Annotated in this window: 29 protein-coding genes and 1 other annotated feature; all 29 genes read left to right on the forward strand. The window is 42.5% G+C overall.

The window, feature by feature from the left end; translation table 11 throughout:
* The first annotated feature begins 19 nt into the window (after window positions 1-19).
* Window positions 20-676, forward strand: coding sequence for a serine O-acetyltransferase (gene cysE / locus FS458_RS19025; protein WP_265589178.1), 657 nt, complete (start codon window positions 20-22; stop codon window positions 674-676).
* On the forward strand, window positions 677-2,080 hold the full coding sequence (gene cysS / locus FS458_RS19030; RefSeq protein WP_144704559.1) for a cysteine--tRNA ligase: 1,404 nt from the start codon (window positions 677-679) through the stop codon (window positions 2,078-2,080).
* Window positions 2,081-2,488 carry a Mini-ribonuclease 3 gene (locus FS458_RS19035; RefSeq protein WP_144704562.1) on the forward strand — a complete coding sequence of 136 codons (408 nt, stop codon included), beginning with the start codon at window positions 2,081-2,083 and terminating at the stop codon, window positions 2,486-2,488.
* A 3-nt stretch (window positions 2,489-2,491) separates the two neighbouring features.
* Window positions 2,492-3,265: a 23S rRNA (guanosine(2251)-2'-O)-methyltransferase RlmB gene (gene rlmB / locus FS458_RS19040; RefSeq protein ID WP_144704565.1), complete on the forward strand. Its 774-nt coding sequence runs from the start codon at window positions 2,492-2,494 to the stop codon at window positions 3,263-3,265.
* Entirely contained in the window at window positions 3,262-3,780 is a 519-nt protein-coding gene (locus FS458_RS19045) for an NYN domain-containing protein (protein WP_137792248.1), read from the forward strand. Before rlmB ends, FS458_RS19045 begins: the two co-directional genes overlap by 4 nt.
* A gap of 79 nt (window positions 3,781-3,859) precedes the next feature.
* Window positions 3,860-4,510: an RNA polymerase sporulation sigma factor SigH gene (gene sigH, locus FS458_RS19050; RefSeq protein ID WP_066390628.1), complete on the forward strand. Its 651-nt coding sequence runs from the start codon at window positions 3,860-3,862 to the stop codon at window positions 4,508-4,510.
* A 632-nt stretch (window positions 4,511-5,142) separates the two neighbouring features.
* Window positions 5,143-5,292, forward strand: a complete 150-nt coding sequence (rpmG, locus tag FS458_RS19055; RefSeq protein ID WP_077365486.1) for a 50S ribosomal protein L33 — start codon at window positions 5,143-5,145, stop codon at window positions 5,290-5,292.
* A 58-nt stretch (window positions 5,293-5,350) separates the two neighbouring features.
* Window positions 5,351-5,557 carry a preprotein translocase subunit SecE gene (secE, locus tag FS458_RS19060; RefSeq protein ID WP_082861218.1) on the forward strand — a complete coding sequence of 69 codons (207 nt, stop codon included), beginning with the start codon at window positions 5,351-5,353 and terminating at the stop codon, window positions 5,555-5,557.
* A 75-nt stretch (window positions 5,558-5,632) separates the two neighbouring features.
* Entirely contained in the window at window positions 5,633-6,166 is a 534-nt protein-coding gene (nusG, locus tag FS458_RS19065; protein ID WP_066390634.1) for a transcription termination/antitermination protein NusG, read from the forward strand.
* Between the two features lie 158 nt (window positions 6,167-6,324).
* Window positions 6,325-6,750 (forward strand): 50S ribosomal protein L11, encoded by a 426-nt coding sequence (rplK, locus tag FS458_RS19070; protein WP_066285502.1) that lies wholly within the window; start codon window positions 6,325-6,327, stop codon window positions 6,748-6,750.
* Window positions 6,751-6,912: 162 nt separating this feature from the next.
* Window positions 6,913-7,614: a 50S ribosomal protein L1 gene (gene rplA / locus FS458_RS19075; RefSeq protein ID WP_066390636.1), complete on the forward strand. Its 702-nt coding sequence runs from the start codon at window positions 6,913-6,915 to the stop codon at window positions 7,612-7,614.
* A 45-nt stretch (window positions 7,615-7,659) separates the two neighbouring features.
* Window positions 7,660-7,810 (forward strand) — a sequence feature (ribosomal protein L10 leader region).
* A 39-nt stretch (window positions 7,811-7,849) separates the two neighbouring features.
* A complete protein-coding gene (gene rplJ / locus FS458_RS19080; protein WP_144704568.1) occupies window positions 7,850-8,350 on the forward strand; it encodes a 50S ribosomal protein L10 in 501 nt (166 codons plus the stop codon).
* 47 nt (window positions 8,351-8,397) lie between these two features.
* The gene (gene rplL, locus FS458_RS19085) at window positions 8,398-8,763 is read left to right on the forward strand and encodes a 50S ribosomal protein L7/L12 (protein WP_066237995.1); all 366 of its coding nucleotides are present in this window, start codon (window positions 8,398-8,400) and stop codon (window positions 8,761-8,763) included.
* Window positions 8,764-8,798: 35 nt separating this feature from the next.
* Window positions 8,799-9,011, forward strand: a complete 213-nt coding sequence (locus FS458_RS19090; protein WP_144704571.1) for a hypothetical protein — start codon at window positions 8,799-8,801, stop codon at window positions 9,009-9,011.
* 224 nt (window positions 9,012-9,235) lie between these two features.
* Complete coding sequence (locus FS458_RS19095) at window positions 9,236-9,838, forward strand: class I SAM-dependent methyltransferase (RefSeq protein ID WP_144704574.1); 603 nt, start codon at window positions 9,236-9,238, stop codon at window positions 9,836-9,838.
* Between the two features lie 291 nt (window positions 9,839-10,129).
* On the forward strand, window positions 10,130-13,672 hold the full coding sequence (gene rpoB, locus FS458_RS19100; protein ID WP_137792247.1) for a DNA-directed RNA polymerase subunit beta: 3,543 nt from the start codon (window positions 10,130-10,132) through the stop codon (window positions 13,670-13,672).
* 29 nt (window positions 13,673-13,701) lie between these two features.
* Window positions 13,702-17,325, forward strand: coding sequence for a DNA-directed RNA polymerase subunit beta' (gene rpoC, locus FS458_RS19105; RefSeq protein ID WP_144704577.1), 3,624 nt, complete (start codon window positions 13,702-13,704; stop codon window positions 17,323-17,325).
* 84 nt (window positions 17,326-17,409) lie between these two features.
* Window positions 17,410-17,658 (forward strand): 50S ribosomal protein L7ae-like protein, encoded by a 249-nt coding sequence (locus FS458_RS19110; RefSeq protein WP_066237983.1) that lies wholly within the window; start codon window positions 17,410-17,412, stop codon window positions 17,656-17,658.
* A gap of 116 nt (window positions 17,659-17,774) precedes the next feature.
* Complete coding sequence (rpsL, locus tag FS458_RS19115; protein WP_066390653.1) at window positions 17,775-18,197, forward strand: 30S ribosomal protein S12; 423 nt, start codon at window positions 17,775-17,777, stop codon at window positions 18,195-18,197.
* A gap of 45 nt (window positions 18,198-18,242) precedes the next feature.
* The gene (gene rpsG / locus FS458_RS19120; RefSeq protein ID WP_066237973.1) at window positions 18,243-18,713 is read left to right on the forward strand and encodes a 30S ribosomal protein S7; all 471 of its coding nucleotides are present in this window, start codon (window positions 18,243-18,245) and stop codon (window positions 18,711-18,713) included.
* A 75-nt stretch (window positions 18,714-18,788) separates the two neighbouring features.
* A complete protein-coding gene (gene fusA / locus FS458_RS19125; RefSeq protein ID WP_066390663.1) occupies window positions 18,789-20,867 on the forward strand; it encodes an elongation factor G in 2,079 nt (692 codons plus the stop codon).
* A gap of 115 nt (window positions 20,868-20,982) precedes the next feature.
* Complete coding sequence (gene tuf / locus FS458_RS19130) at window positions 20,983-22,173, forward strand: elongation factor Tu (RefSeq protein WP_066390665.1); 1,191 nt, start codon at window positions 20,983-20,985, stop codon at window positions 22,171-22,173.
* An 869-nt stretch (window positions 22,174-23,042) separates the two neighbouring features.
* On the forward strand, window positions 23,043-23,351 hold the full coding sequence (gene rpsJ, locus FS458_RS19145; RefSeq protein WP_053356198.1) for a 30S ribosomal protein S10: 309 nt from the start codon (window positions 23,043-23,045) through the stop codon (window positions 23,349-23,351).
* Between the two features lie 49 nt (window positions 23,352-23,400).
* On the forward strand, window positions 23,401-24,039 hold the full coding sequence (rplC, locus tag FS458_RS19150; RefSeq protein ID WP_066390667.1) for a 50S ribosomal protein L3: 639 nt from the start codon (window positions 23,401-23,403) through the stop codon (window positions 24,037-24,039).
* A gap of 17 nt (window positions 24,040-24,056) precedes the next feature.
* Entirely contained in the window at window positions 24,057-24,680 is a 624-nt protein-coding gene (rplD, locus tag FS458_RS19155) for a 50S ribosomal protein L4 (RefSeq protein ID WP_144704583.1), read from the forward strand.
* Window positions 24,680-24,967 (forward strand): 50S ribosomal protein L23, encoded by a 288-nt coding sequence (rplW, locus tag FS458_RS19160; protein ID WP_066390671.1) that lies wholly within the window; start codon window positions 24,680-24,682, stop codon window positions 24,965-24,967. The genes rplD and rplW overlap by 1 nt, the downstream gene beginning before the upstream one ends.
* A 28-nt stretch (window positions 24,968-24,995) precedes the next feature.
* A complete protein-coding gene (gene rplB, locus FS458_RS19165) occupies window positions 24,996-25,826 on the forward strand; it encodes a 50S ribosomal protein L2 (protein ID WP_066390675.1) in 831 nt (276 codons plus the stop codon).
* Between the two features lie 57 nt (window positions 25,827-25,883).
* The gene (rpsS, locus tag FS458_RS19170) at window positions 25,884-26,162 is read left to right on the forward strand and encodes a 30S ribosomal protein S19 (protein ID WP_066237951.1); all 279 of its coding nucleotides are present in this window, start codon (window positions 25,884-25,886) and stop codon (window positions 26,160-26,162) included.
* Between the two features lie 19 nt (window positions 26,163-26,181).
* The gene (gene rplV / locus FS458_RS19175) at window positions 26,182-26,523 is read left to right on the forward strand and encodes a 50S ribosomal protein L22 (RefSeq protein WP_066237948.1); all 342 of its coding nucleotides are present in this window, start codon (window positions 26,182-26,184) and stop codon (window positions 26,521-26,523) included.

Consider the following 26,523-nt stretch of genomic DNA (forward strand, 5'->3'; position numbering starts at 1 on the left):
TTATAAAAAGGCAAGGAGGTTGGAGAACATGTTTTCAGCCATGAAAGAAGACATTCAGGTTGTTTTTGAGAAAGACCCAGCGGCTAGAAGTTCATTCGAAGTATTTTTAACATACTCTGGACTGCACGCGGTTTGGGCCCATAGATTAGCACATAAGTTATTCAAACGAAACTGGCTGTTTTTAGCCCGCTTGATCTCACAGATCAGCCGCTTTTTTACCGGCATCGAAATACACCCGGGCGCACAGATCGGCCGCCGCTTTTTTATCGATCATGGAATGGGTGTGGTGATCGGCGAAACGTGTATCATCGGTAATGATGTAACGCTCTATCAAGGCGTTACGCTCGGAGGTACGGGAAAAGAAAAAGGTAAAAGGCATCCTACGCTCGAAGATCACGTTCTTGTTGCTACAGGAGCCAAGGTTCTAGGGAACATTACCATCGGAAAAAATTCAAAAGTGGGAGCAGGATCGGTTGTTCTTCAACATGTTCCGCCTGATGCGACCGTAGTTGGGATTCCAGGAAGAGTTGTGATTAAAGACGGCATCAAAGTAGGATGCGAACTTGATCATCGCGATTTGCCTGATCCGGTAGCTGATAAATTTAGAGAGATGCATAACGAGATGAAACGAATGCGTGAAGAATTGGAAACATTGAAAAAAGGGAGTGAAGTTTAAATGGGTATTAAAATCTATAATACGATGACACGTCAAAAAGAGCTTTTTGTTCCGTTAGAAGAAGGAAAAGTAAAAATGTATGTGTGTGGACCGACTGTATATAACTATATCCATATCGGTAACGCAAGACCGGCTATTGTTTTTGATACGGTAAGAAAGTACTTGGAATACAGAAATTATGAAGTGCAATTCATCTCCAATTTTACGGATGTTGATGATAAGCTCATTAAAGCGGCTAACGAGATGGGAAGCGATGTTCCAACGATCGCTGAGAAATTCATCAACGCCTACCATGAGGATACTTGCGCACTAGGCGTACAAAAGGCTGATGCGCACCCGCGTGTAACAGAAACGATGCCAGAGATCATTGATTTTATCGAGAACCTTATCAAAAAAGGGTTTGCTTATGAAGCAGCGGGGGATGTTTATTTTAAAACGCGTTCGTTCAACGGTTATGGTAAACTTTCTCATCAATCGATCGACGACTTAAGATCTGGTGCGAGAATTGAAGTAGGAGAGAAAAAAGAAGATCCGCTTGATTTTGCGCTATGGAAAGCAGCGAAAGATGGAGAGATCTATTGGGAGAGTCCTTGGGGGAAAGGTCGCCCAGGGTGGCATATCGAATGCTCGGCGATGGCTAAAAAATACTTAGGTGATTCAATCGACATTCATGGCGGCGGTCAAGATCTAGCCTTTCCGCATCATGAGAATGAGATCGCACAATCGGAAGCATTAAATGAAGCTCCGATGGCTAAGTATTGGATGCATAATGGGTATATTAATATTGATAACGAAAAAATGTCCAAATCACTTGGGAACTTTGTTCTTGTTCATGATCTTGTACAACAGCAGGATCCACAAGTTATTCGATTCTTTATGCTGGCCGTCCACTACCGCAATCCGATCAACTTCAGTCAAGAGTTGTTAGAAGCGGCAGAGGCAGGATTGAATAGAATCCGTACGTCTTATGAAAACTTGAAACACCGCTTGAGTGTATCGGCAGACCTTTCCATGGATTCAGAAAAATGGACTCAGCTTGTTAAAGAAACAAGAGAGAAATTTATCACGGATATGGATGATGATTTCAACACGGCGAACGCGATCTCTCATCTTTTTGATTTTTCGAGAGAAGCGAACGTATACTTGCAAGAGAAGAACACTTCGAAAGCCGTTATTACAGAGTTCATCGCTCTGTTCGATGAGCTTGCTGGTGTGCTCGGACTTACTCTTCATAAAGAAGAAGAATTGTTAGACGAAGAGATTGATGCTCTTATTCAAGAACGTAATCAAGCACGTAAAGAAAAGAACTTTGCTCGCGCTGACGAAATTCGTGATCAGTTAAAAGAACAGAACATTATTTTGGAAGATACCGCACAAGGTGTTCGGTGGAAAAGAGATAAGTAAATGAAGATAACGGACTCAGATATTAAACAACTGAACGGAACCACGCTTGCTTATATGGGAGATGCAGTAATGGAGCAGTTCGTGCGTGAACACCTAATCCGTAACGGACAGGTGAAACCGAATAAGCTCCATGTATCTGCCACAAAGTTTGTTTCAGCAAAAGCGCAAGCAAGCATGGTCGTTCAGCTGCTTGAAGAGAACTATTTTACAGAAGAAGAGGTCGCTGTGATTAAGCGTGGCCGCAATGCGAACCAGGGAACGGTACCGAAAAATACGGATGTTCAAACGTATCGGCATGCCACAAGCTTTGAAGCGATCATCGGTTATCTTTATCTGTTGAATAACCATGAACGATTAACGAACATGATGGAATATGTGTTATCAGATAATAAAAAGGGGGAGGTCTAAAAGATGAGTGAAACAAAAGAACAAAAAGAACAAGAACTGATCATCGGAAGAAATCCAGTTATGGAAGTACTGCGCTCTGGCCGTGATATCAATAAAATTTTCGTGGGTGAAGGATCTCAAAAAGGACCTGTGAGCACGATCGTCTCAATGGCGAAAAAACAAAATGTCCTTGTGCAATATGTACCAAAGCAGAAGCTCGATTCATTAAGCGGAGGAGGCAATCACCAAGGTGTAATCGCGGGTGTTGCAGCCTACTCTTATGCAGATATCGATGATTTGTTTAAAATTGCTGAAGAGCGTGGAGAAGAGCCGTTCTTTCTTTTATTGGACGAGCTTGAAGATCCGCATAATCTAGGTTCGATCATGCGTACAGCTGATGCAGTCGGTGCACATGGTATCATCATTCCGAAAAGACGTTCAGTAGGACTGACCGCTACAGTAGCAAAAGCTTCAACGGGTGCGATCGAGTACATTCCGGTTGTTCGTGTAACGAATCTTGTCCAAACGATGAAAGAGTTAAGGGACCGTGGTATGTGGTTTGCCGGCGCTGACATGAAAGGGAAAGATGACTATAGACAAGCGAAGTGGGACATGCCTTTAGGTCTTGTGATCGGAAGCGAAGGTAAAGGGATGGGAAGACTCGTATCAGAAACGTGCGATTTCCTTGTTCAGCTTCCGATGAAAGGGAAGGTTACCTCGCTTAATGCATCCGTTGCAGCTAGTCTCTTGATGTATGAAGTGTACCGTAACCGTAATCCGTTAGAAGCCCGAAAATGAAAACTCGCCACTATTTGATTGTTGATGGCTACAACATCATTGGCGCTTGGCCCGAATTACGGAGCTTGAAAACATCGGATTTTGCCAAAGCAAGAGACCTGTTGATCGAATATATGGCAGAATACCAGGGAACGACTGGGTATCAAGTAATCGTCGTATTTGATGCCCACCTCACACCTGGCACAGAGAAAAAAACGAAAAACCACCGCGTTGAAGTCATTTTCACAAGAGAGAACGAAACGGCAGATGAACGGATCGAACGTCTAGTCGGAGAGTTGAAATCAATCGATACGCGAATTTATGTCGCAACTTCAGATTCAACGGAACAGTGGCAGATTTTTGGTAAAGGCGCATTGAGAAAATCTGCGAGAGAATTAAAGAATGAGATGGATGAAATAGAAAAGCATATTCATGTGTCCGTTGGCGAGCGGAAAAGGAAGCAAACCTCCTCCTCTATCCTTCTTTCAGACGAAATTGCCGAAATATTTGAAAGATGGAGAAGAGGGCAAAAATAAGGAATCTTGACGCTTTTGTGAACTATGAGCTATAATATTGCTATATTTTGCCGGTAAAAACCTGGTGGGGGGATTTGTCGTGAACATAGATCTCAAGGAACGGTCAGTAAGCGATTACGAGCTCATGGAAGATGAAAGCCTTGTGGAACTGGTTCATGAGGGGGACAGCGCAGCACTTGAATATTTGATCAACAAATATAAAAACTTTGTTCGTGCGAAAGCAAGATCATACTTTTTGATCGGTGCAGACCGTGAAGATATCATTCAAGAAGGCATGATCGGGCTGTATAAAGCCATTCGCGATTTTAAAGAGGACAAGCTGTCATCCTTTAAAGCTTTTGCCGAACTATGTATAACAAGGCAAATGATTACCGCTATCAAAACGGCAACTAGACAAAAGCACATTCCGTTAAATTCTTACGTGTCGTTGGACAAGCCGATCTATGATGAGGAGTCCGACCGTACACTAATGGATGTTATATGCGGTACAAAAGTCACTGATCCAGAAGAACTGATTATCAATCAAGAAGAATTTGATGATATTGAAGTGAAGATGGGAGAAATATTAAGTGACCTGGAACGCAAAGTTCTGATGCTGTATCTTGACGGAAGATCGTACCAGGAAATCTCAGTGGATCTCGACAGACACGTGAAGTCGATCGACAACGCGCTTCAGCGAGTGAAACGTAAATTAGAGCGTTATTTAGAGCTAAGAGAAATATCATCTTAAGAGCGGGGATTGTTCCTGCTCTTTTTCTTTTGGTTTTTTGGAATCTGTGAGCTGATGCTGATGTGCGTGCATGTACAAGTTGATTATGTTTATGAATGAGGGGTATCAGACTTGTAATGGTAGTCGAATCTTGTCAACTCGCCGATATATGTGGAAAACTCGCCGAATTATAGCCAAAACTCGCGGGATTAATAGAATAATTTCTAGGATTAATGCAAAAATTTTAGGGGTTAGCATAATAAATACCGGAGTGGGTATACTTCAATCGGCTAAATTGAGTAGTAAATCAAAAGAATTATTGTGGTCTTGAGAACAAAATAGCCTGCTAAATCATTTTCGGCTGGCTTTTCACCCTATTTTCTTAATTCAGAGAACCCTTTTTTAGTCTTTTTGTTTAATTGCTCGGTCACCGCTTGCCCTGCAACTTTAAAATGCTTCTCGCACCACACGATTCCTTCACTAACAAAGCGAACCCTCTAATACAATATTCAATCACTCACACATCCAACACAATCAGCTCTCAAAACGTCATTTTCCCTTTATTGACAAGCGTATACCCCTATGTTAAGGTTTTAAAAGTAACATTGTAACGTGGATGAGTGGCTTTGTCGCACGAAAGGTGTTTATTTAGCATGAGAAAAAAAGTTTTTTTAGCCTGTAAACAATGCTCAAAACGAAATTATACAACGATGAAGAACCAGCAAAACAATCCTGAACGAGTCGAGGTTAAAAAGTTTTGCAGCTACTGCAATGCTCATACCATTCACCAGGAAACGAAGTAAGCGAAACAAGCTTTTTTTATAAATGTTAATTGATCAAAAGGCATGGGGGTTTATGAAGATGGCGGATGTTGCAGAAAAGACAAAAAAATCACCAGCAAAGTTTCTTTCCGATGTAAATAAGGAGATGAAGCGTGTAAGCTGGCCTTCGCGAAAAGAATTATTTCGCTATACGGGGATTGTACTGTCAACTGTAGTGATTATGGCTTTGTTCTTCTGGGTTGTGGATCTAGGGATTTCACAATTAGTTGAGCTTATTTTAGGGTAGATTAGATATAGCTTCTTTTGGATAGAATGCTAGAGTATATCCATTTTAGGAGGGAAAGGACACGGGTCCCATCGTATGGAAAAAAATTGGTACGTAGTTCATACCTATTCAGGTTATGAAAACAAAGTAAAAGCAAACTTGGAAAAGCGTTTGGAATCTATGGGGATGACAGATAAGATTTTCCGTGTACTTGTACCTGTAGAAGAAGAGACCGAAACAAAGAACGGTAAGACAAAAACAAGCATGAAGAAAGTTTTCCCTGGTTATGTATTAACGGAAATGATCATGACAGATGATTCTTGGTACGTTGTACGTAACACACCTGGGGTAACAGGATTTGTCGGTTCTGCTGGAGCGGGCTCGAAGCCAACGGCACTTTTGCCTGAGGAAGTAGATCATATTCTTAAAGGTATGGGTATGGAAGCTCCGCGCGTTGAAGTTGATTTCGAAATTAAGGAATCTGTAAAAGTAAAAGAAGGTCCTTTTGCTGACTTTGTTGGTACGATCGAAGAGATCGACGCGACAAAACAGAAGCTGAAAGTTCACGTCAACATGTTTGGTCGTGAAACACCAGTTGAACTTGAGTTTACCCAAGTTAGCAAGTTATAATGGAAAAAGACTTGTAATCACTTCAAAAAGGTGATAGAATTTTTTATGTTTGATATTACTAATCAACTGCTTCCTCTCTTTTAGGAGGGGAAGCGTATTTTTGAGTGGGAGGGTTTCGGCCCATAATACCACATCACGGACTTAAGGAGGTGTGTCGCGTGGCTAAAAAGGTTATTAAGATGGTAAAATTGCAAATCCCTGCTGGTAAAGCAAACCCGGCACCGCCAGTTGGACCTGCACTAGGACAAGCTGGGGTAAACATCATGGGATTCTGTAAAGAATTCAACGCTCGTACTGCTGATCAAGCTGGTTTAATCATTCCGGTAGAAATCACGGTTTTCGAAGACCGTTCATTTACATTCATCACTAAAACTCCTCCGGCTGCTGTTCTTTTAAAGAAAGCTGCAGGAATCGAGTCAGGTTCTGGTGAGCCTAACAAGAAAAAAGTTGCGACTGTAAAGCGTGATAAAGTTCGCGAAATCGCAGAATCAAAAATGCCTGACCTAAACGCTGCTAGTGTTGAAGCTGCAATGCGTATGGTTGAAGGTACAGCACGCAGCATGGGAATTGTTATCGAAGACTAATTCCTGTGTTTGATGTCTATTAGGTTGCGAGTAAATGGATTGATATCCTGCCCGTCAAACGGTTCGCAACCTTTATTCATGCAATGCGTTCGATTGCACTTGATGGTAAGTGCAATAAGTGGGAGGAATATCCGCTAAACCACATAAGGAGGACAAAAACAAATGGCAAACAAAGGTAAGAAATACCAAGAAGCGGCTAAATTAGTAGACCGCACAAAAGCATATGACGCTGCAGAAGCGATCGAGCTAGTTAAAAAAGCTGCTCCTGCAAAATTTGACGAGTCTGTAGAAGTTGCAGTTCGTTTAGGTGTAGACACGAAGAAAGCTGACCAACAAGTTCGTGGAGCAGTAGTGCTTCCAAACGGAACTGGTAAGACTCAACGTGTATTAGTATTCGCAAAAGGTGAAAAAGCAAAAGAAGCTGAAGCTGCTGGAGCAGATCACGTTGGCGATTCTGACTACATCAACAAAATCCAACAAGGTTGGTTCGAGTTCGACGTAATCGTTGCTACTCCGGACATGATGGCTGAAGTTGGTAAACTTGGACGTGTTCTAGGGCCTAAAGGATTAATGCCTAACCCTAAAACAGGAACAGTTACATTTGAAGTTGAAAAAGCGATTAACGAAATCAAAGCTGGTAAAGTAGAATACCGTGTCGACAAGACTGGTAACGTTCACGTTCCAATCGGTAAAGTATCTTTCGAAGCTGAGAAGCTTGCAGAAAACCTTAACACAATCATCGAAACATTGTTGAAAGTTAAGCCTGCAGCTGCAAAGGGAACTTACATGAAGAACGTAGCTGTTTCTTCTACAATGGGACCTGGGATCAAAGTTAATCCATCTTCATTTGCTGTAAAACGATAGTTGACAAACGGGTTTTGACCCGTTATATTATATACTGTTAAACACAAACGCATCAGATGAATGCCGTAGACAGCAGGAGCCAACTGGCTTAAATCTTCCTGCCGAGGTGAAGCGTCGTAAGCTCATTAGTTAATTACTTATGACTTTAGATACTCACGCCTCCATGTCTCGACATGGAGGCTTTGTTTTTGGACAAAACCTGCGGTGATGCAATCATTTTACAGGAGGTGTAATAATGAGCAGCATTTTAGAAACAAAAAAGCAGTTAGTATCCACTATTTCTGAGAAAATCAAAAATAGCCAATCAACAATCCTTGTTGACTACCGTGGTCTTACTGTTTCTGAGGTTACTGAACTTCGTAAGTCTTTACGTGATGCTGGCATCGAGTTTAAAGTTTACAAAAACTCAATGGTAGTTCGCGCTGCTGAAGAGAATGACCTTAAAGAATTAGCAGAACACTTAACTGGTCCTACAGCGATCGCATTTTCAAATGAAGATGTTGTAGCTCCTGCTAAGATTCTTAACGACTTCGCTAAGAAACACGAAGCGCTTGAGATCAAAGCTGGTGTAATCGAAGGACGTATCGCGTCTCTAGAAGAAGTGAAAGCTCTTGCTGAACTTCCATCAAGAGAAGGTCTTCTTTCTATGGTACTCAGCGTGCTTCAAGCACCTATCCGCAACTTTGCGTTGGCTACTAAAGCCGTTGCAGAACAAAAAGAAGAACAAGGCGCATAAGTCTTATCTTCAACCAATAACTTACATTCCATAAGGAGGAAATTATAATGTCTAAAGAGCAAATCATTGAAAGCTTAAAAACAATGACTGTTTTAGAGCTTAACGACCTAGTAAAAGCAATCGAAGAAGAGTTTGGTGTAACTGCTGCTGCTCCTGTAGCTGTAGCTGGTGGAGCTGCTGGTGGAGACGCTGCTGCTGAACAAACTGAATTCGACGTAATTCTTGCAAGCGGTGGAGCTTCAAAAATTAAAGTTATCAAAGTTGTTCGTGAACTTACAGGTCTTGGCCTTAAAGAAGCGAAAGAACTTGTTGACGGTGCTCCTAAGCCAGTTAAAGAAGGCGTATCTAAAGACGAAGCTGAAGAAATCAAAGCTAAACTTGAAGAAGTTGGAGCTTCTGTTGAAGTTAAGTAATTCAAAAGAAAAGGTTCGCCCGATGGCGGACCTTTTTGTTTGTTTCGCTTAATCTTTTTAGAATGAACTATTCTAAAATCTTGCTGCTTTTATTTTGTCGCTTCTTTGAACAGTTGATTGAAGTGAAAGGTGCGAGACTCTCGGCTAGGACAGGCGGGCAGTCTGAAAAGTGGAAGTGGCTCGTTCAGCCCCGACAAGCAAAAGGTGAATGGGCAAGGAAGGCGCACTTTGCCTTTTTGACCGTTTAACTTTTGACCTCGAGGGGGCTAGCCACTGCAACTAGACGGGTGAGACACTTAAGAGTGAAACGTACGAATGTGGTTCACTGCCTGCCCCGCGGAAAGCGAGTACCTGTAACGGAAATCAACTACTTTCAAAGGCGACATTGTAAAAGCTTTTTATAGATAGACCGTTAAAGAATTTTGGAACGGGAATACTGTCTTTATCAGAAGGTAAGGAGAGTTTGAAAACAATGAAGAACCATTATTACTCTGAAACACCTGGTACAGAAAGCAAAAGAGAAACATGGGAATTTACATTAAACGGCGAAAAGTTTCGCTTTACGACAGATGCTGGTGTCTTTTCGAAGAAAGAAGTAGATTTTGGCAGTCGCGTTTTAATAGAGTCCTTTGTATCTCCAGAAGTATCTGGTGATTATATAGATGTAGGATGCGGTTACGGGCCGATCGGGCTTTCGCTTGCTAGAGCGGAACAAGATCGTGTTGTTCAAATGGTGGATATCAACGAAAGAGCAATTGAACTTGCCAAGCTGAACGCAGATAAGAACAAGGTTGATAATGTAAAGATCTATAAAAGTTACTTATTTGCCGAAGTGAAGGATGAAGAGTTCGCTGCTGTTATCACAAATCCGCCGATTCGTGCAGGTAAGACGGTCGTTCATCAAATTTTTGAAGAAGCTTATCACAAACTTTGCGTTGGTGGCGAGTTATGGGTAGTGATTCAAAAGAAACAAGGTGCGCCATCTGCTATGGATAAAATGGAACAATTATTCGGCCAAGTTGAAACGGTTGCGAAGAAAAAAGGCTACTATATTTTACGCGCAATAAAAGTTTGACTTGATAAATCCCGTATGTTAGTATTATAAAATGCCAATGGATTCGCATTTTGCTGCTTATTTTTCGTGGTAAGCGAAAAAACGTTGATAAATCAACGTTTTTTACTCATGTTTAGACGTATAGAATGCGAAAAAGTTGGACAAAATTATATAATAGCTTTTATCAAAATAGGAAAACTGCGGTTTTAAAAATATGAAACCCTTTTTCTTTTTGTTTTCTAACCTTCTTAATAGAATGTTAGATAGAAATATGATACACGAAAAAAACGCTGGATTTGAGGGGTGAAGCAGTTGACAGGTCAACTAGTTCAGTTTGGACGCCACCGCCAACGAAGAAGTTATGCAAGGATTAGCGAAGTGCTTGAATTACCAAACTTAATTGAAATTCAAACCGCTTCCTATCAATGGTTTCTTGATGAGGGGTTACGTGAAATGTTCCGAGACATTTCGCCGATTGAAGATTTTACAGGGAACCTCGTTTTAGAGTTTATTGATTATAACTTAGGTGAGCCGAAGTATCCTGTAGATGAATCAAAAGAGCGCGATGTTACTTACGCTGCTCCGCTTCGTGTGAAAGTGCGTCTGATCAATAAAGAGACGGGCGAAGTAAAAGAGCAGGAAGTATTTATGGGAGATTTCCCGTTAATGACAGATACGGGAACCTTTGTGATCAACGGGGCAGAGCGTGTAATTGTATCACAGCTCGTTCGTTCACCAAGTGTTTACTATAGTGAGAAAATCGACAAAAACGGTAAAAAAGGTTTTACCGCTACTGTCATTCCAAACCGCGGTGCTTGGCTGGAGTTCGAAACAGATGCTAAGGACGTAGTTTATGTGCGTATTGACCGCACAAGAAAAATCCCTATTACCGTATTGCTTCGTGCTTTAGGGTTTGGGTCTGATCAAGAAATCATTGATTTGCTTGGAGAAGACGAGTATCTACGTAACACGCTAGATAAGGATAATACAGAAGGAACGGAAAAAGCCCTTCTCGAAATCTATGAGCGTCTTCGTCCAGGAGAGCCTCCAACAGTAGATAATGCAAAAAGTTTATTAGATTCTAGGTTCTTTGATCCTAAACGCTATGACTTAGCTAACGTTGGACGCTACAAAATCAATAAAAAGCTTCATATAAAGAATCGTCTCTTTAACCAGAAACTAGCTGAAACACTTGTTGATGCTGAAACTGGTGAAGTGATCGCCGAAGAAGGTACGCTTCTTGACCGTAGAACGCTAGATAAGATTATCCCTGCTCTTGAGAGTGGTGTAGGCTTTAAAACCGTAACACCAGCAGGAGGAGTGGCTGAAGATCAAGATATCGCTCTTCAATCTATCAAAATCTATGCGCCTGATGATCAAGAGGGTGAAAGAATCATTAATGTTATCGGAAACGGACTTGTTGATAAAGAAATTAAAAACATCACGGTTTCTGACATTATTGCTTCTATCAACTACTTCTTCAACTTATTGCATCAAGTAGGTACAACAGATGATATTGACCATCTTGGAAACCGTCGTCTGCGTTCGGTTGGTGAGCTTCTTCAAAACCAATTCAGAATCGGACTTTCTAGAATGGAACGTGTTGTGCGTGAGCGTATGTCGATCCAAGACACAAATGCGATCACACCACAAGCGTTGATCAATATCCGTCCTGTTATCGCATCTATTAAAGAGTTCTTCGGAAGCTCTCAGCTTTCACAGTTCATGGATCAAACGAACCCGCTAGCAGAATTAACGCACAAACGTCGTCTATCTGCACTAGGGCCAGGTGGTCTTACACGTGAACGTGCAGGCTTTGAAGTTCGTGACGTTCACTACTCTCACTACGGTCGTATGTGTCCGATTGAGACGCCAGAGGGTCCGAACATCGGTTTGATCAACTCACTTTCTTCTTATGCAAAAGTGAACCAATATGGATTTATCGAAACACCATACCGTCGGGTTGATCCTGAAACAGGTCGTGTAACGAGCCGTATTGATTACTTGACTGCTGATGAAGAAGATCTATATGTAGTTGCACAGGCGAACTCTATCTTAGGTGATAACGGAGAGTTCATGAACGAAGACGTAATCGCACGTTTCCGTGGTGATAACACTGTTGTTAAACGCGAACGCATCGATTATATGGATGTATCGCCGAAACAGGTTGTATCCGCTGCGACAGCATGTATTCCGTTCTTAGAGAATGATGACTCCAACCGTGCCCTAATGGGAGCGAACATGCAACGTCAGGCTGTACCTTTACTTGTTCCTGAATCACCGATCGTTGGTACAGGAATGGAGCACGTTTCTGCAAAAGACTCTGGAGCTGCAGTTATCTGTAAGCACGAAGGAATTGTTGAGCGCGTTACAGCAAAACAAGTTCAAGTACGCCGCATTAAAGAAGTAGATGGCAAGGAAGTTTCAGGCGACCTTGACACTTACAATATGCTTAAGTTTATTCGTTCCAACCAAGGAACGTGTTATAACCAGCGTCCGATCGTAAGCACAGGTAACCGCGTGACGAAAGGGGAAATCTTAGCGGATGGCCCTTCAATGGAAGTCGGTGAACTTGCTTTAGGTCGTAACGTTCTTGTTGCCTTCATGACTTGGGAAGGTTACAACTACGAGGATGCTGTTATCATGAGTGAGCGTCTCGTTAAAGACGACGTTTATACTTCGATTCATATTGAAGAATATGAGTCAGAAGCGCGTGATACAAAACTTGGACCGGAAGAAATCACTCGTGATATTCCAAACGTCGGAGAAGATGCATTACGCAACCTGGACGAACGCGGAATCATTCGTGTTGGTGCAGAAGTTAAAGATGGAGATATCTTAGTTGGTAAAGTAACGCCTAAAGGTGTAACTGAATTAACAGCTGAAGAACGTCTATTACATGCGATCTTCGGTGAAAAAGCTCGTGAAGTCCGCGATACATCATTGCGTGTACCTCACGGTGGAGATGGAATCATCCTTGACGTTAAAGTGTTTAACCGTGAAGATGGCGATGAACTACCTCCAGGTGTGAATCAGCTCGTTCGTGCATACATCGTGCAAAAACGTAAGATTCATGAAGGAGATAAGATGGCCGGCCGTCACGGAAACAAAGGTGTAATTTCTAAAATTATGCCTGAAGAAGATATGCCTTATCTTCCAGATGGAACACCAGTTGACATCATGTTAAACCCGTTAGGGGTACCTTCCCGTATGAACATCGGTCAGGTATTGGAGCTTCACCTTGGAATGGCTGCTCGTCAGCTAGGTATTCATGTTGCTACACCGGTATTCGATGGAGCGCGTGAGGAAGATGTTTGGTCTACGATCGAAGAAGCTGGAATGGCTCGCGATGGTAAAACGGTACTTTATGATGGACGTACAGGTGCTGCGTTTGATAACCGTGTATCAGTTGGGGTTATGTATATGATCAAACTGGCTCACATGGTAGATGACAAGCTACATGCTCGTTCAACTGGACCTTACTCACTTGTTACACAACAGCCTCTTGGCGGTAAAGCTCAATTTGGAGGTCAGCGTTTCGGTGAGATGGAAGTATGGGCGCTTGAAGCATATGGCGCGGCATACACACTACAGGAAATTCTTACGGTTAAATCCGATGATGTTGTCGGCCGTGTGAAAACGTATGAAGCCATCGTTAAAGGCGAAAACGTTCCTGAACCAGGTGTTCCAGAATCATTTAAAGTATTGATCAAAGAACTTCAATCTCTAGGAATGGACGTTAAGATCTGTTCTGGAGATGACAAGGAAATTGAAATGAGAGAGCTTGATGATGAAGACGATCAGGCAAGCGAGAAATTAAATCTAAATCTTGAGTCTTACACTTCGAATGACTAAAACAGGATATCAAAAGGGAGGTACGCTCCTTGATAGACGTAAATAATTTTGAATATATGAAAATTGGTCTTGCTTCACCGGACAAAATCCGGTCGTGGTCAAGAGGGGAAGTAAAAAAACCTGAAACAATCAACTACCGTACACTTAAGCCCGAAAAAGACGGCTTGTTCTGTGAAAGAATTTTCGGTCCTACAAAAGACTGGGAATGTCATTGCGGAAAGTATAAGCGCGTCCGTTATAAAGGCGTGGTTTGTGACCGTTGTGGTGTTGAAGTAACAAGAGCCAAAGTTCGACGTGACCGTATGGGTCACATCGAGCTTGCCGCTCCTGTATCTCACATTTGGTACTTCAAAGGTATCCCAAGCCGTATGGGTCTTGTTTTGGATATGTCTCCAAGAGCATTAGAAGAAGTAATCTACTTTGCTTCATACGTTGTTACTGATACAGGAGATACTCCTCTTGAGAAGAAACAACTGCTTTCAGAGAAGGAATACCGCACATACCGTGAAAAGTATGGAAAAGGTTTCACTGCACAAATGGGTGCAGAAGCGATCAAACGTCTTTTAGAAGACATCGATGCTGAAAAAGAAGTTGAGATGTTGAAAGAAGAGCTTAAAACAGCACAAGGTCAACGCCGTACTCGTGCGATTAAGCGTTTAGAAGTACTAGAAGCATTCCGTCATTCAGGCAACCATGCTGATTGGATGATTCTAGAAGTACTTCCGGTTATTCCGCCGGAATTGCGTCCGATGGTTCAGCTTGATGGTGGACGTTTTGCCACATCTGACCTTAACGACCTTTACCGTCGTGTTATCAACCGTAACAACCGTCTGAAGCGTCTATTAGACCTAGGTGCTCCTAACATTATCGTTCAAAATGAAAAACGTATGCTTCAAGAAGCAGTCGATGCATTAATCGATAATGGTCGTCGTGGCCGTCCGGTGACTGGGCCAGGAAATCGTCCGTTAAAATCACTTTCACACATGCTGAAAGGGAAACAAGGACGTTTCCGTCAAAACTTGCTAGGTAAACGTGTTGACTACTCTGGACGTTCGGTTATCGTAGTAGGTCCGAACTTAAAGATGTACCAATGTGGTCTGCCTAAAGAGATGGCACTTGAGCTCTTCAAACCGTTTGTTATGAAAGAGCTAGTTTCAAAAGGTCTTGCACACAACATTAAGAGTGCAAAACGCAAAGTAGAGCGCGTTCAGCCAGAAGTTTGGGATGTACTAGAAGAAGTTATTCGTGAACACCCAGTTCTACTAAACCGTGCGCCTACACTTCACAGACTTGGTATCCAAGCATTCGAACCAACGCTTGTAGAAGGCCGTGCAATCCGTCTTCACCCGCTCGTATGTACAGCTTACAACGCTGACTTTGACGGTGACCAAATGGCGGTCCACGTTCCTCTATCTGCTGAAGCACAAGCAGAGGCTCGTATCTTAATGCTAGCTGCCCAAAACATCTTGAACCCGAAAGATGGTAAGCCGGTAGTAACACCGTCACAGGATATGGTTTTAGGTAACTATTACTTAACTCTTGAACGTGAAGGAGCTATTGGTGAAGGGTCTGTATTTAAAGACATCAATGAAGCGATCATCGCTTATGAAAATGGATTCGTGCACTTGCATTCTCGTATTGCAGTACCAGTATCCAGCTTAAATAAAGAAACTTTCACAGATGAACAGCAATCTAAGCTTCTTATGACTACAGTAGGTAAGTTGTTATTCAACGAAATCCTGCCTCCGTCATTCCCTTACATTAACGAACCGACTACGACGAACCTTCAAGTGGAAACACCTGAAAAGTACTTCTTAGATCCGGCTGCTAACGTAAAAGAGGAAATTCAGAAGCATGAGGAAATTGTTCCATTTAAGAAAGGAATCCTAGGTAAGATTATCGCGGAAGTATTCAAACGCTTTAAGATTACTGAAACGTCTAAGATGCTTGACCGCATGAAGGACTTAGGATTTAAATATTCTACGCGCGCTGGTATCACGATCGGTGTATCCGATATCGTTGTATTACCTGAAAAGCAAGAGATTCTTGCTGTAGCCGAAGAAAAAGTAGTAAACGTTACAAAGCAATTCAGACGTGGTTTGATCACAGAAGAAGAGCGCTATGAGCGTGTAATCAATGTTTGGAGTTTGGCGAAAGACGAAATCCAAAATAAATTGATGGGTACACTTGATAAGCGAAACCCAATCTTCATGATGAGTGACTCCGGTGCCCGTGGTAACGCATCTAACTTTACGCAGCTAGCTGGTATGCGTGGTCTGATGGCCAACCCGGCTGGTAAAATCATCGAGCTTCCAATCAAATCAAGTTTCCGTGAAGGCTTAACAGTACTCGAGTACTTTATCTCTACTCACGGAGCGCGTAAAGGTCTTGCCGATACAGCCCTTAAAACAGCTGACTCAGGTTACCTTACTCGTCGTTTGGTTGATGTTGCTCAAGATGTTATCGTACGTGAAGATGACTGTGGAACGGACCGTGGCTTAGAAGTTGCAGCTATTAAAGAAGGCAACGAAGTTATCGAGCCTCTTCATGAGCGTTTGATCGGTCGTACTGCTTATAAAAAGGTATACCATCCTGAAACAAAAGAACTTCTTGCAGACGTTAATCAGCTGATCACTGAAGACATGGCCGCTTATATTGAAGAAGTAGGCGTGAAAGCAGTAACGATCCGTTCTGTATTTACTTGTGACACACGTCACGGTGTTTGTAAGAAATGTTACGGACGCAACCTTGCAACAGGCTCTGACGTTGAAGTTGGGGAAGCTGTTGGAATTATCGCTGCTCAATCCATTGGTGAGCCAGGTACACAGCTTACAATGCGTACCTTCCATACAGGTGGGGTAGCAGGAGATGATATCACACAAGGTCTTCCGCGTATCCAAGAATTGTTTGAAGCGCGTAACCCGAAAGGTCAAGCGGTTATCTCTGAGCTTGAAGGTACGGTTGTTGGCGTGAACGACAATAAAGATAAGCGTGAAGTAGTCGTTCAAGGTGAAATCGAATCTAGATCTTACACGATTCCTTTCGGTGCCCGTATTAAAGCGGTCGAAGGTGATAAGGTAACTGCCGGTCAAGTATTGACGGAAGGTTCGATCGACCCTAAAGAATTAATTAAAGTACGTGGTGCAGAAGGCGTACAAGAATACCTATTGCGTGAGGTTCAGAAAGTTTACCGTATGCAAGGGGTAGAAATCGGAGATAAGCACGTTGAGGTTATGGTTCGCCAGATGCTTCGTAAAGTGCGCATCATCGATTCTGGTGATTCTCAAGTACTTCCAGGAGCACTTATGGATATTCATGCGTTTACGGATGTTAACCGTAGTGTACTTCTTGAAGGTGGAACTCCTGCTACAGGTCGTCCAGTGCTTCTTGGTATTACAAAAGCATCTCTTGAGACTGAATCATTCTTATCTGCTGCATCATTCCAAGAAACAACTCGAGTTCTTACAGATGCTGCCATCAAAGGTAAGCGTGACGAATTACTCGGACTTAAGGAAAATGTTATTATTGGTAAGCTGATCCCGGCTGGAACGGGTATGAACCGTTACAGAAACATTGGAATCAACTCTCCAGTAGTTGAAGATGAAAACAATGAAGAGGCAGAACTGCCTACAGAACTTGTTTCTCAAGATTAATAAATGAAATGTTGACATCGGGAGCGCATCGGTGATATGATTACGGATGTGCTCCTAAGATTTGTTACTTTGGAGGATATTCGTATGTCTTATGAAAAAGTGACACAGGCTTCTGAAATTATCGTAGGTACTAAGCAAACAATCAAAGCTTTACAGAACGGCGAGGTCAAAGAGCTGGTCGTTGCGGAAGACGCAGATTTTCGAGTAACGAGCAAAGTATTGCAGATTGCCGAAGAGAAGCATGTACCGATCGTAAAGGTTGATTCCATGAAAAAGCTTGGAAAAGCATGCGGTATAGATGTCGGGGCCGCAACTGTTGCGATAAAAGGATAAAATTCATGTTTTTGCGATGGGCATCAATATCGCTCCTCTCGCAAAAACTTTCTTTTGTCCTAAAATGAACCACCTGGGTCGGTGGTATTACGAAAAAAGAGAGGAGGAAATACAAAATGCCTACAATTAACCAATTAGTTCGCAAAGGTCGTGTTTCTAAATCAAAGAAATCTGACTCTCCTGCGTTAAACAAAGGTTACAACAGCTTCAAAAAGTCCCAAACTAACGTTTCATCTCCGCAAAAGCGTGGAGTTTGTACTCGTGTTGGTACTATGACTCCTAAGAAGCCGAACTCGGCGCTTCGTAAGTATGCGCGTGTTCGTCTAACAAACGGAATCGAAGTTACAGCTTACATTCCTGGTATTGGCCACAACCTTCAAGAGCACAGTGTTGTTCTTATCCGTGGAGGACGTGTAAAAGACTTACCGGGGGTACGTTACCACATCGTTCGTGGTGCACTTGATACGGCTGGTGTTAACAACCGTATGCAAGGTCGTTCTAAATACGGAACGAAGCGTCCAAAGGAAGCTAAGAAGTAATATTTTTAAAATAAACTAAACAACTATCAGAAAGGAGGGGACCACATGCCACGTAAAGGACCTGTTGCTCGTCGTGATGTGTTACCTGATCCAATTTACAAGTCTAAGCTTGTAACTCGTCTAATCAATAAAATTATGATTGACGGTAAGAGAGGGGTAGCTCAAACAATCTTGTACAATGCGTTCGATCTTATTAAAGAACGTACGAACCAAGATCCTATGGAAGTGTTTGAACAAGCTCTTAAAAATATCATGCCAGTTCTTGAAGTTCGTGCTCGCCGTGTTGGTGGAGCTAACTACCAAGTACCAGTTGAAGTTCGCCCAGAGCGTCGTACAACACTAGGACTTCGTTACCTAACGAACTACTCTCGTCTACGCGGAGAAAAGACAATGGAAGAACGTCTTGCGTATGAGATCATGGATGCTGCTAATAACACTGGTGCTTCAGTTAAGAAGCGCGAAGATATGCACAAAATGGCAGAAGCAAACAAAGCGTTTGCTCACTACCGCTGGTAAAATCATAGAGGCAGTTCTCGGACTGTCTCTAAAACACTATAAAAATTCCTTTTAAAAAGGGAAGGAGAGAAATTCATGGCTAGAGAATTCTCCTTAAAAAATACTCGTAATATCGGTATCATGGCTCACATCGATGCTGGTAAAACAACGACTACTGAACGTGTTCTTTACTATACTGGCCGTATCCACAAAATTGGTGAAACTCATGAAGGAGCTTCACAAATGGACTGGATGGAGCAGGAACAAGAGCGTGGAATCACGATTACTTCCGCTGCTACAACTGCTCAATGGAAAGGTCACCGTGTCAACATCATTGATACACCAGGACACGTAGACTTTACAGTTGAAGTAGAACGTTCATTACGTGTATTAGACGGAGCGGTTGCATTACTTGATGCTCAATCAGGTGTTGAACCACAAACAGAAACAGTTTGGCGTCAAGCGACTACTTACGGGGTACCTCGTGTAGTATTCGTAAACAAAATGGACAAGATCGGTGCGGATTTCTTATATTCCGTAAAAACGATTCATGACCGCCTTGGTGCTAACGCTCACCCGATCCAATTACCGATCGGTGCGGAAGACCAATTCGAAGCAATCATCGACCTTATCGAAATGAAAGCTGTATTCTACGGAAACGACCTTGGTACTGATATCGAAGTTCGTGACATTCCGGAAGAGCACATGCCTTTAGCTGAAGAATACCGTGGAAAACTTATCGAAGCGGTTGCTGAGCTAGATGAAGAAATGATGATGAAGTACTTAGAAGGCGAAGAAATTACGAACGAAGAACTTAAAGCAGGTATCCGTCAAGGAACTTGTAACGTTGAGTTCTACCCAGTAATGTGTGGATCGGCATTTAAGAACAAAGGTGTTCAGCTTATGCTAGACGCAGTTCTTGATTACCTTCCATCGCCAATCGATGTACCAGCTATTAAAGGTGTACTTCCTGACTCTGAAGAAGAAGTAACTCGTGAATCAAGTGACGAAGCACCATTCTCTGCACTTGCATTTAAAGTTATGACTGACCCTTATGTTGGTAAGTTAACATTCTTCCGTGTTTACTCTGGTACACTAAACTCTGGATCTTACGTACAGAACTCTACTAAAGGAAAGCGCGAGCGTGTTGGACGTATCCTTCAAATGCACGCAAACTCCCGTGAAGAGATCTCTATCGTATACGCTGGAGATATCGCAGCTGCTGTAGGTCTTAAAGATACTACAACTGGTGATACACTTTGTGATGAAAAGAACCTTGTTATCTTAGAATCCATGGTATTCCCAGAGCCAGTTATCTCACTATCTATCGAGCCGAAGTCTAAAGCAGACCAAGACAAGATGGGTATGGCGCTTGCTAAGCTAGCTGAAGAAGATCCAACATTCCGTACTGAAACAAACGAAGAAACTGGACAAACGATCATCGCAGGTATGGGTGAGCTTCACCTTGACATCCTAGTTGACCGTATGCGCCGTGAATTCAAGGTAGAAGCTAACGTGGGTGCTCCTCAGGTTGCTTACCGTGAAACAATTCGCCAAGCTGCTAAAGTTGAAGGTAAATTCGTTCGTCAGTCTGGTGGTCGTGGACAATACGGTCACGTTTGGATCGAATTTGAGCCAGGTGATGAAGGATCTGGATTCGTATTTGAAAACAAAATCGTTGGTGGGGCAGTTCCTCGTGAATACATCCCTGCAGTTCAAGCTGGTATCGAAGAATCAATGAAAAACGGAATGCTTGCTGGTTTCCCATTACTTGACCTTAAAGCTCGTATCGTTGATGGATCATACCATGATGTTGACTCCAACGAAATGGCGTTTAAGATTGCCGGTTCAATGGCTCTTAAGAACGCTAAATCAAAGTGTGACCCTGCAATTCTTGAGCCGATCATGAAAGTTGAAGTAACGGTTCCTGAAGAGTACATGGGTGATATCATGGGTGACGTAACTTCCCGTCGTGGACGTGTTGAAGGTATGGAAGCTCGTGGTAACGCACAAATCGTTAAAGCGATGGTTCCACTTGCTGAGATGTTCGGATATGCAACTAGCTTGCGTTCTCGTACACAAGGCCGCGGTACTTACTCAATGCACTTCGATCACTACGAAGAAGTACCTAAGTCAATCTCTGAAGAAATCATCAAAAAATCAACTGGAGCTTAATCTCTTCGGTTGTAAGAAACAACATTTTCATGTAATCTAAAATGGGCAGTACAAACTGTTCGTTTTAAATAAAAAATCTACTATATGTAAACATATTTAAGGAGGAATCTTTCTCATGGGTAAAGAGAAATTTGATCGTTCCAAAACGCATGCTAACATTGGTACTATCGGTCACGTTGACCATGGTAAAACAACTTTAACAGCTGCTATCACTACTGTTCTTGCTAAGAAAAACGGTAAGGGTGTAGCAATGGCTTATGACCAAATCGACGGTGCTCCAGAAGAGCGCGAGCGTGGAATCACAATCTCAACTGCACACGTTGAGTATGAAACTGATTCTCGTCACTATGCACACGTAGACTGCCCAGGACATGCTGACTATGTTAAGAACATGATCACTGGTGCAGCACAAATGGATGGTGGGATCCTAGTAGTATCTGCTGCTGACGGCCCAATGCCACAAACTCGTGAGCACATCCTTCTTTCTCGTCAAGTAGGTGTACCTTACCTTGTTGTATTCATGAACAAGTGTGACATGGTAGACGACGAAGAACTTCTTGAGCTAGTAGAAATGGAAGTTCGTGACCTTCTTTCTGAGTATGACTTCCCAGGAGATGACATTCCTGTAATCAAAGGTTCTGCTCTTAAAGCTCTTGAAGGAGACGCTGATTGGGAAGCTAAAATCTATGAGCTTATGGACGCTGTAGATTCTTATATCCCAACTCCTCCACGTGACACTGAAAAGCCATTCATGATGCCAGTTGAGGATGTATTCTCAATCACTGGTCGTGGTACAGTTGCTACTGGACGTGTTGAGCGTGGTGTAGTAAAAGTTGGTGACGTAGTTGAGATCCTTGGTCTTACTGAAGAGCCAAAATCAACAACTGTAACAGGTGTTGAAATGTTCCGTAAGCTTCTTGACTATGCTGAAGCTGGTGACAACATTGGTGCACTTCTTCGTGGGGTTTCTCGTGAAGATGTTGAGCGTGGACAAGTTCTTGCTAAGCCAGGTACTGTTAAAGCTCACACTAAATTCAAATCAGAAGTTTATGTTCTTTCAAAAGAAGAGGGTGGACGTCACACTCCATTCTTCTCTAACTACCGTCCTCAGTTCTACTTCCGTACAACTGACGTAACTGGTATCATCCAACTTCCTGAAGGCGTAGAAATGGTTATGCCTGGAGATAACGTTGAGATGACTGTAGAACTAATCGCTCCAATCGCTATCGAAGAAGGAACTAAGTTCTCTATTCGTGAAGGTGGACGTACAGTTGGTGCAGGCGTAGTTGCAACAATCACTGAGTAATCTTATTACTCTTTTATAAAAAAACACTCTCCTTTTGGAGAGTGTTTTTTTATGTAATTTTTCATACTTAAGTTTTTGAATGAGGTTGATTTCCGTTCCAGGATGCTCGCTTTCCGCGGGGCGTGCGGTGAGCCCCTTGCCACTTTGTGCCTTTAAGGGTCTCACCTGACCGCTCGTCCCGCAGGAGTCTCGCACCCTCCACTCCAATCAACTGATCAAAGAAGAAGAGTATGAACAAATACCCCAATGGAAACATGCAGTAAGAAAAAAATGATTTTTAAGTATAAATGAATCGATAGTGAAAAAAGCTCTATCCAATTAGCATTGAGCAGCTGATCCTGAGTGTCAGTATGTGCCTGAAATAGCTTGAAACACATCCAATCCAAAAATAAAGATGATGAATCCAGAAATTTAATAGCTGAATCCAAAAGTTTGGCCCTTGAATCCACGAGTTTTGGTCGTGAATCCACAAATAGTAAAATATATATACATGCGATTACAGTCGGCTGAAAAACTGAATAACCATACGCGTGATCAGCAACGCATTATCTGGATCTCCACCACCAATTGCATCTCTCTTCTATATATATAGAAGAAACACATCCAAATATGCAAAAGAAGAAAAAGGAAGTTGAAATCTGCTAATAAAGTCTCTATAATAGAAAAAGTGCGATTAGCAATAAATAAATGCAAATAACACTTGCATTGGGCGTTGCTTTTCTCTATAATAAGTAATGTTGGTCATTCACTGCGATGATCCGGAAGGTTGCTGACACACTAGGCCCCTTTGCCATGGCTGGTGATATCAGGTTGAATTTCCGCGGAGCAATGTCTGTTTATCAAAATAGGCGAATAAAGGAGGGAAAAAAATGGCAAAGCAAAAGATTCGTATCCGTTTAAAGGCGTATGATCACAGAATTCTTGATCAATCAGCTGAAAAAATCGTAGAAACTGCTAAGCGTTCAGGAGCAAAGGTATCTGGTCCTATCCCACTACCTACTGAGAAAGCGATCTACACGATCCTTCGTGCGGTTCATAAGTACAAGGACTCTCGTGAGCAGTTCGAAATGCGTACTCATAAGCGCTTGATCGATATTATCGAGCCAACACCACAAACAGTTGATTCGTTAATGCGTTTGGATCTACCGTCTGGTGTAGACATCGAAATTAAACTATAATTTCACGTTTGCTTATAAATATTTTACTTATTAATAGGAGGTGTGACGAATGACCAAAGGAATCTTAGGTAGAAAAATTGGTATGACTCAAGTTTTCGCAGAAAACGGAGATCTAATTCCAGTTACTGTAGTAGAAGTAACTCCTAACGTTGTTCTTCAAAAGAAATCCGTTGAGAATGATGGCTACGAAGCTATCCAACTTGGATTTGATGATAAAAAAGACTCTCGTTCTAACAAGCCGCAAGCAGGACATGCTGCTAAAGCTAGCACGAGCCCTAAGCGCTACGTTAAAGAATTCCGTAATGTTGATGTTGCGGGATACGAAGTTGGTCAGGAAGTCAAAGCTGACATTTTTGCAGAAGGTGACGCTGTAGACGTTACTGGTACATCTAAAGGAAAAGGATTCCAAGGTGTTATCAAACGTCACGGGCAATCACGCGGGCCAATGAGCCACGGTTCCCGTTACCACCGTCGTCCTGGTTCAATGGGTGCAGTTGACCCTAACCGTGTTTTCAAAGGGAAAGCATTACCTGGACGTACTGGCGGAGATACAGTAACTGTACAAAACTTAGAAGTTGTAAGAGTTGATGCAGAACGTAATCTTCTACTAATCAAAGGTAACGTACCTGGAGCGAAAAAGAGCTACGTTACAATTAACTCTGCTGTTAAAGCAAAGGATGCTAAATAAGGAAGGAGGACAATCTGATGCCAAAAGTAGCATTATTTAAACAAGATGGTACTCAAGCTGGCGATATCGAATTAAACGATTCCGTTTTCGGTATTGAACCAAATAAAAGCGTGCTTTTCGACGCTGTTATTATGCAGCAAGCATCACAGCGCCAAGGAACGCACGATGTAAAGAACCGTTCTGAAGTTGCTGGTGGTGGACGCAAGCCTTGGAAACAGAAAGGTACTGGACGTGCTCGTCAAGGATCTATCCGTTCTCCACAATGGGTTGGCGGTGGAGTGGTTTTCGGACCAACACCAAGAAGCTATTCTTACAAATTGCCTAAGAAGGTTCGTCGCTTAGCTATTAAATCAGCGCTATCTTCTAAGGTTCTAGATAACGACTTAATCGTTTTAGAAGGACTTGCATTCGAAGTTCCTAAAACAAAGGAAATGATGCAAGTACTTGCAAATCTATCCGCAGATCGTAAAGCATTAGTTGTAACTGCTGATTACAATGACGCTGTTGCATTGTCTGCACGTAACATCCCTGGCGTAACAGTTGTTACGGCTAACGGCGTTAGTGTTCTTGACGTGTTAAACCACGACAAGCTTCTTATGACTAAAGACGCTGTGGAAAAAGTAGGGGAGGTGCTCGCATAATGGAAGCTCGTGATGTGATTAAGCGCCCCGTTATTACAGAGCGTTCTACTGAAATAATGGCTGACAAAAAATACACGTTCGAAGTTAACCCTCGTGCTACTAAGACTCAAATCAAAGGCGCACTAGAAGAAATCTTTGGCGTGAAAATTCAATCTGTTAACACTGCTAACTACAAAGGTAAGTTTAAGCGTGTAGGCCGTCATACTGGTTACACTTCTAAACGTAAAAAAGCTGTAGTTACATTAACTCCAGAAAGCAAAGAACTCGACTTTTTTGAAGGAGTTTAAAAAGAACTCGTAAAGGAGGGAAATTACAATGGGTATCAAAAAGTTTAAACCGACAACTAATGGTCGTCGTAACATGTCTCAGCTTGACTTTGCTGAAATTACAACTGACCAACCAGAAAAATCCTTGCTTGCTCCTCTTAGCAAAAAAGCAGGGCGTAACAACCAAGGTAAACTAACTGTTCGTCACCAAGGTGGAGGACACAAGCGTAAGTATCGTATCATCGATTTCAAACGTAACAAAGACGGAATACCAGGTCGCGTTGCTACAATCGAGTACGATCCAAACCGTACGGCTAACATCGCGCTAATCCACTATGCAGATGGTGAGAAGCGTTATATCTTAGCTCCAAAAGGAATTAAAGTAGGGCAAGAAATCATGTCCGGTACTGAAGCTGATATTAAAGTAGGTAACTCTCTTCCATTAGCTAACATTCCTGTAGGTTCTACAATTCACAACATCGAACTTAAGCCTGGTAAAGGTGGACAATTGGCTCGTTCAGCTGGTGCTGAAGCTCAACTTCTTGGTAAAGAAGAAAAGTATGCGCTAGTTCGTCTTGGTTCTGGTGAAGTTCGTATGATCCTTCTTACTTGCCGCGCAACTATCGGTCAAGTTGGAAACTTAGAGCATGAACTTGTAAACGTTGGTAAAGCAGGTCGTTCTCGTTGGAAGGGTATCCGCCCAACAGTTCGTGGTTCTGTAATGAACCCTAACGATCACCCACACGGTGGTGGTGAAGGACGCGCTCCAATCGGACGTAAATCACCAATGTCTCCATGGGGTAAACCAACTCTTGGATATAAAACTCGTAAGAAAAATAGCCAAACTGACAAGTACATTGTACGTCGTCGCAAAAAATAATGTGATTGTACTACGGTTCAATCGAGCCGTAGCGCAAACACAAAGGGAGGTTCTCAAATGGGTCGCAGTTTGAAAAAAGGGCCTTTTGTAGATGACCACTTGATGAAAAAGGTCGAGGCACTTAATGAATCTAACGACAAGAAAGTAGTTAAAACTTGGTCTCGTCGTTCTACGATTTTCCCTGACTTCATCGGTCACACAATCGCTGTTTATGATGGTCGTAAACACGTGCCGGTTTATTGTACAGAAGATATGGTCGGTCACAAGTTAGGTGAGTTTGCACCTACTCGTACTTACAAAGGCCATGCAGCTGATGATAAGAAAACAAGACGTTAATTGAGGGGAGGTACACAAAATGGAAGCAAAAGCAATTGCTAAACAAGTGCGTATTGCTCCTCGTAAAGCTCGCATCGTAATCGACTTGATTCGAGGCAAGCAAGTAGGTGAGGCACTTGCGATTCTACGTTTGACGCCTAAAGCAGCTTCTCCTGTAATTGAAAAGGTGCTTAAGTCTGCTATCGCAAACGCAGAACACAACTATGAAATGGAACCGAACAACTTGGTGATTAAGCAAGCGTTCGTTGATGAAGGTATTACTCTTAAGCGTTTCCGTCCTCGTGCGATGGGTCGCGCAAGCCGTATCAACAAACGTACTAGCCACATCACAATCGTTGTTTCTGAAAAGAAGGAGGGTTAA

Source organism: Fictibacillus phosphorivorans (genome assembly GCF_007673525.1).
In the GTDB taxonomy this organism is placed as follows: domain Bacteria; phylum Bacillota; class Bacilli; order Bacillales; family Fictibacillaceae; genus Fictibacillus; species Fictibacillus phosphorivorans_C.

Excerpts from the sequence above, each read along its gene's own strand:
- rpsS (WP_066237951.1), top strand. The coding sequence starts at position 25,884 with ATGGGTCGCAGTTTGAAAAAAGGGCCTTTTGTAGATGACCACTTGATG.
- rplC (WP_066390667.1), top strand. The coding sequence starts at position 23,401 with ATGACCAAAGGAATCTTAGGTAGAAAAATTGGTATGACTCAAGTTTTC.
- secE (WP_082861218.1), top strand. The coding sequence starts at position 5,351 with ATGGCGGATGTTGCAGAAAAGACAAAAAAATCACCAGCAAAGTTTCTT.
- FS458_RS19110 (WP_066237983.1), top strand. The coding sequence starts at position 17,410 with ATGTCTTATGAAAAAGTGACACAGGCTTCTGAAATTATCGTAGGTACT.
- rpsJ (WP_053356198.1), top strand. The coding sequence starts at position 23,043 with ATGGCAAAGCAAAAGATTCGTATCCGTTTAAAGGCGTATGATCACAGA.
- rplB (WP_066390675.1), top strand. The coding sequence starts at position 24,996 with ATGGGTATCAAAAAGTTTAAACCGACAACTAATGGTCGTCGTAACATG.
- FS458_RS19035 (WP_144704562.1), top strand. The coding sequence starts at position 2,081 with ATGAAGATAACGGACTCAGATATTAAACAACTGAACGGAACCACGCTT.
- FS458_RS19045 (WP_137792248.1), top strand. The coding sequence starts at position 3,262 with ATGAAAACTCGCCACTATTTGATTGTTGATGGCTACAACATCATTGGC.
- nusG (WP_066390634.1), top strand. The coding sequence starts at position 5,633 with ATGGAAAAAAATTGGTACGTAGTTCATACCTATTCAGGTTATGAAAAC.
- cysS (WP_144704559.1), top strand. The coding sequence starts at position 677 with ATGGGTATTAAAATCTATAATACGATGACACGTCAAAAAGAGCTTTTT.
- rplD (WP_144704583.1), top strand. The coding sequence starts at position 24,057 with ATGCCAAAAGTAGCATTATTTAAACAAGATGGTACTCAAGCTGGCGAT.
- rplL (WP_066237995.1), top strand. The coding sequence starts at position 8,398 with ATGTCTAAAGAGCAAATCATTGAAAGCTTAAAAACAATGACTGTTTTA.
- fusA (WP_066390663.1), top strand. The coding sequence starts at position 18,789 with ATGGCTAGAGAATTCTCCTTAAAAAATACTCGTAATATCGGTATCATG.
- rplV (WP_066237948.1), top strand. The coding sequence starts at position 26,182 with ATGGAAGCAAAAGCAATTGCTAAACAAGTGCGTATTGCTCCTCGTAAA.
- rpsL (WP_066390653.1), top strand. The coding sequence starts at position 17,775 with ATGCCTACAATTAACCAATTAGTTCGCAAAGGTCGTGTTTCTAAATCA.
- rlmB (WP_144704565.1), top strand. The coding sequence starts at position 2,492 with ATGAGTGAAACAAAAGAACAAAAAGAACAAGAACTGATCATCGGAAGA.
- FS458_RS19095 (WP_144704574.1), top strand. The coding sequence starts at position 9,236 with ATGAAGAACCATTATTACTCTGAAACACCTGGTACAGAAAGCAAAAGA.
- rpsG (WP_066237973.1), top strand. The coding sequence starts at position 18,243 with ATGCCACGTAAAGGACCTGTTGCTCGTCGTGATGTGTTACCTGATCCA.
- rplW (WP_066390671.1), top strand. The coding sequence starts at position 24,680 with ATGGAAGCTCGTGATGTGATTAAGCGCCCCGTTATTACAGAGCGTTCT.
- tuf (WP_066390665.1), top strand. The coding sequence starts at position 20,983 with ATGGGTAAAGAGAAATTTGATCGTTCCAAAACGCATGCTAACATTGGT.
- rplJ (WP_144704568.1), top strand. The coding sequence starts at position 7,850 with ATGAGCAGCATTTTAGAAACAAAAAAGCAGTTAGTATCCACTATTTCT.
- rplA (WP_066390636.1), top strand. The coding sequence starts at position 6,913 with ATGGCAAACAAAGGTAAGAAATACCAAGAAGCGGCTAAATTAGTAGAC.
- rpmG (WP_077365486.1), top strand. The coding sequence starts at position 5,143 with ATGAGAAAAAAAGTTTTTTTAGCCTGTAAACAATGCTCAAAACGAAAT.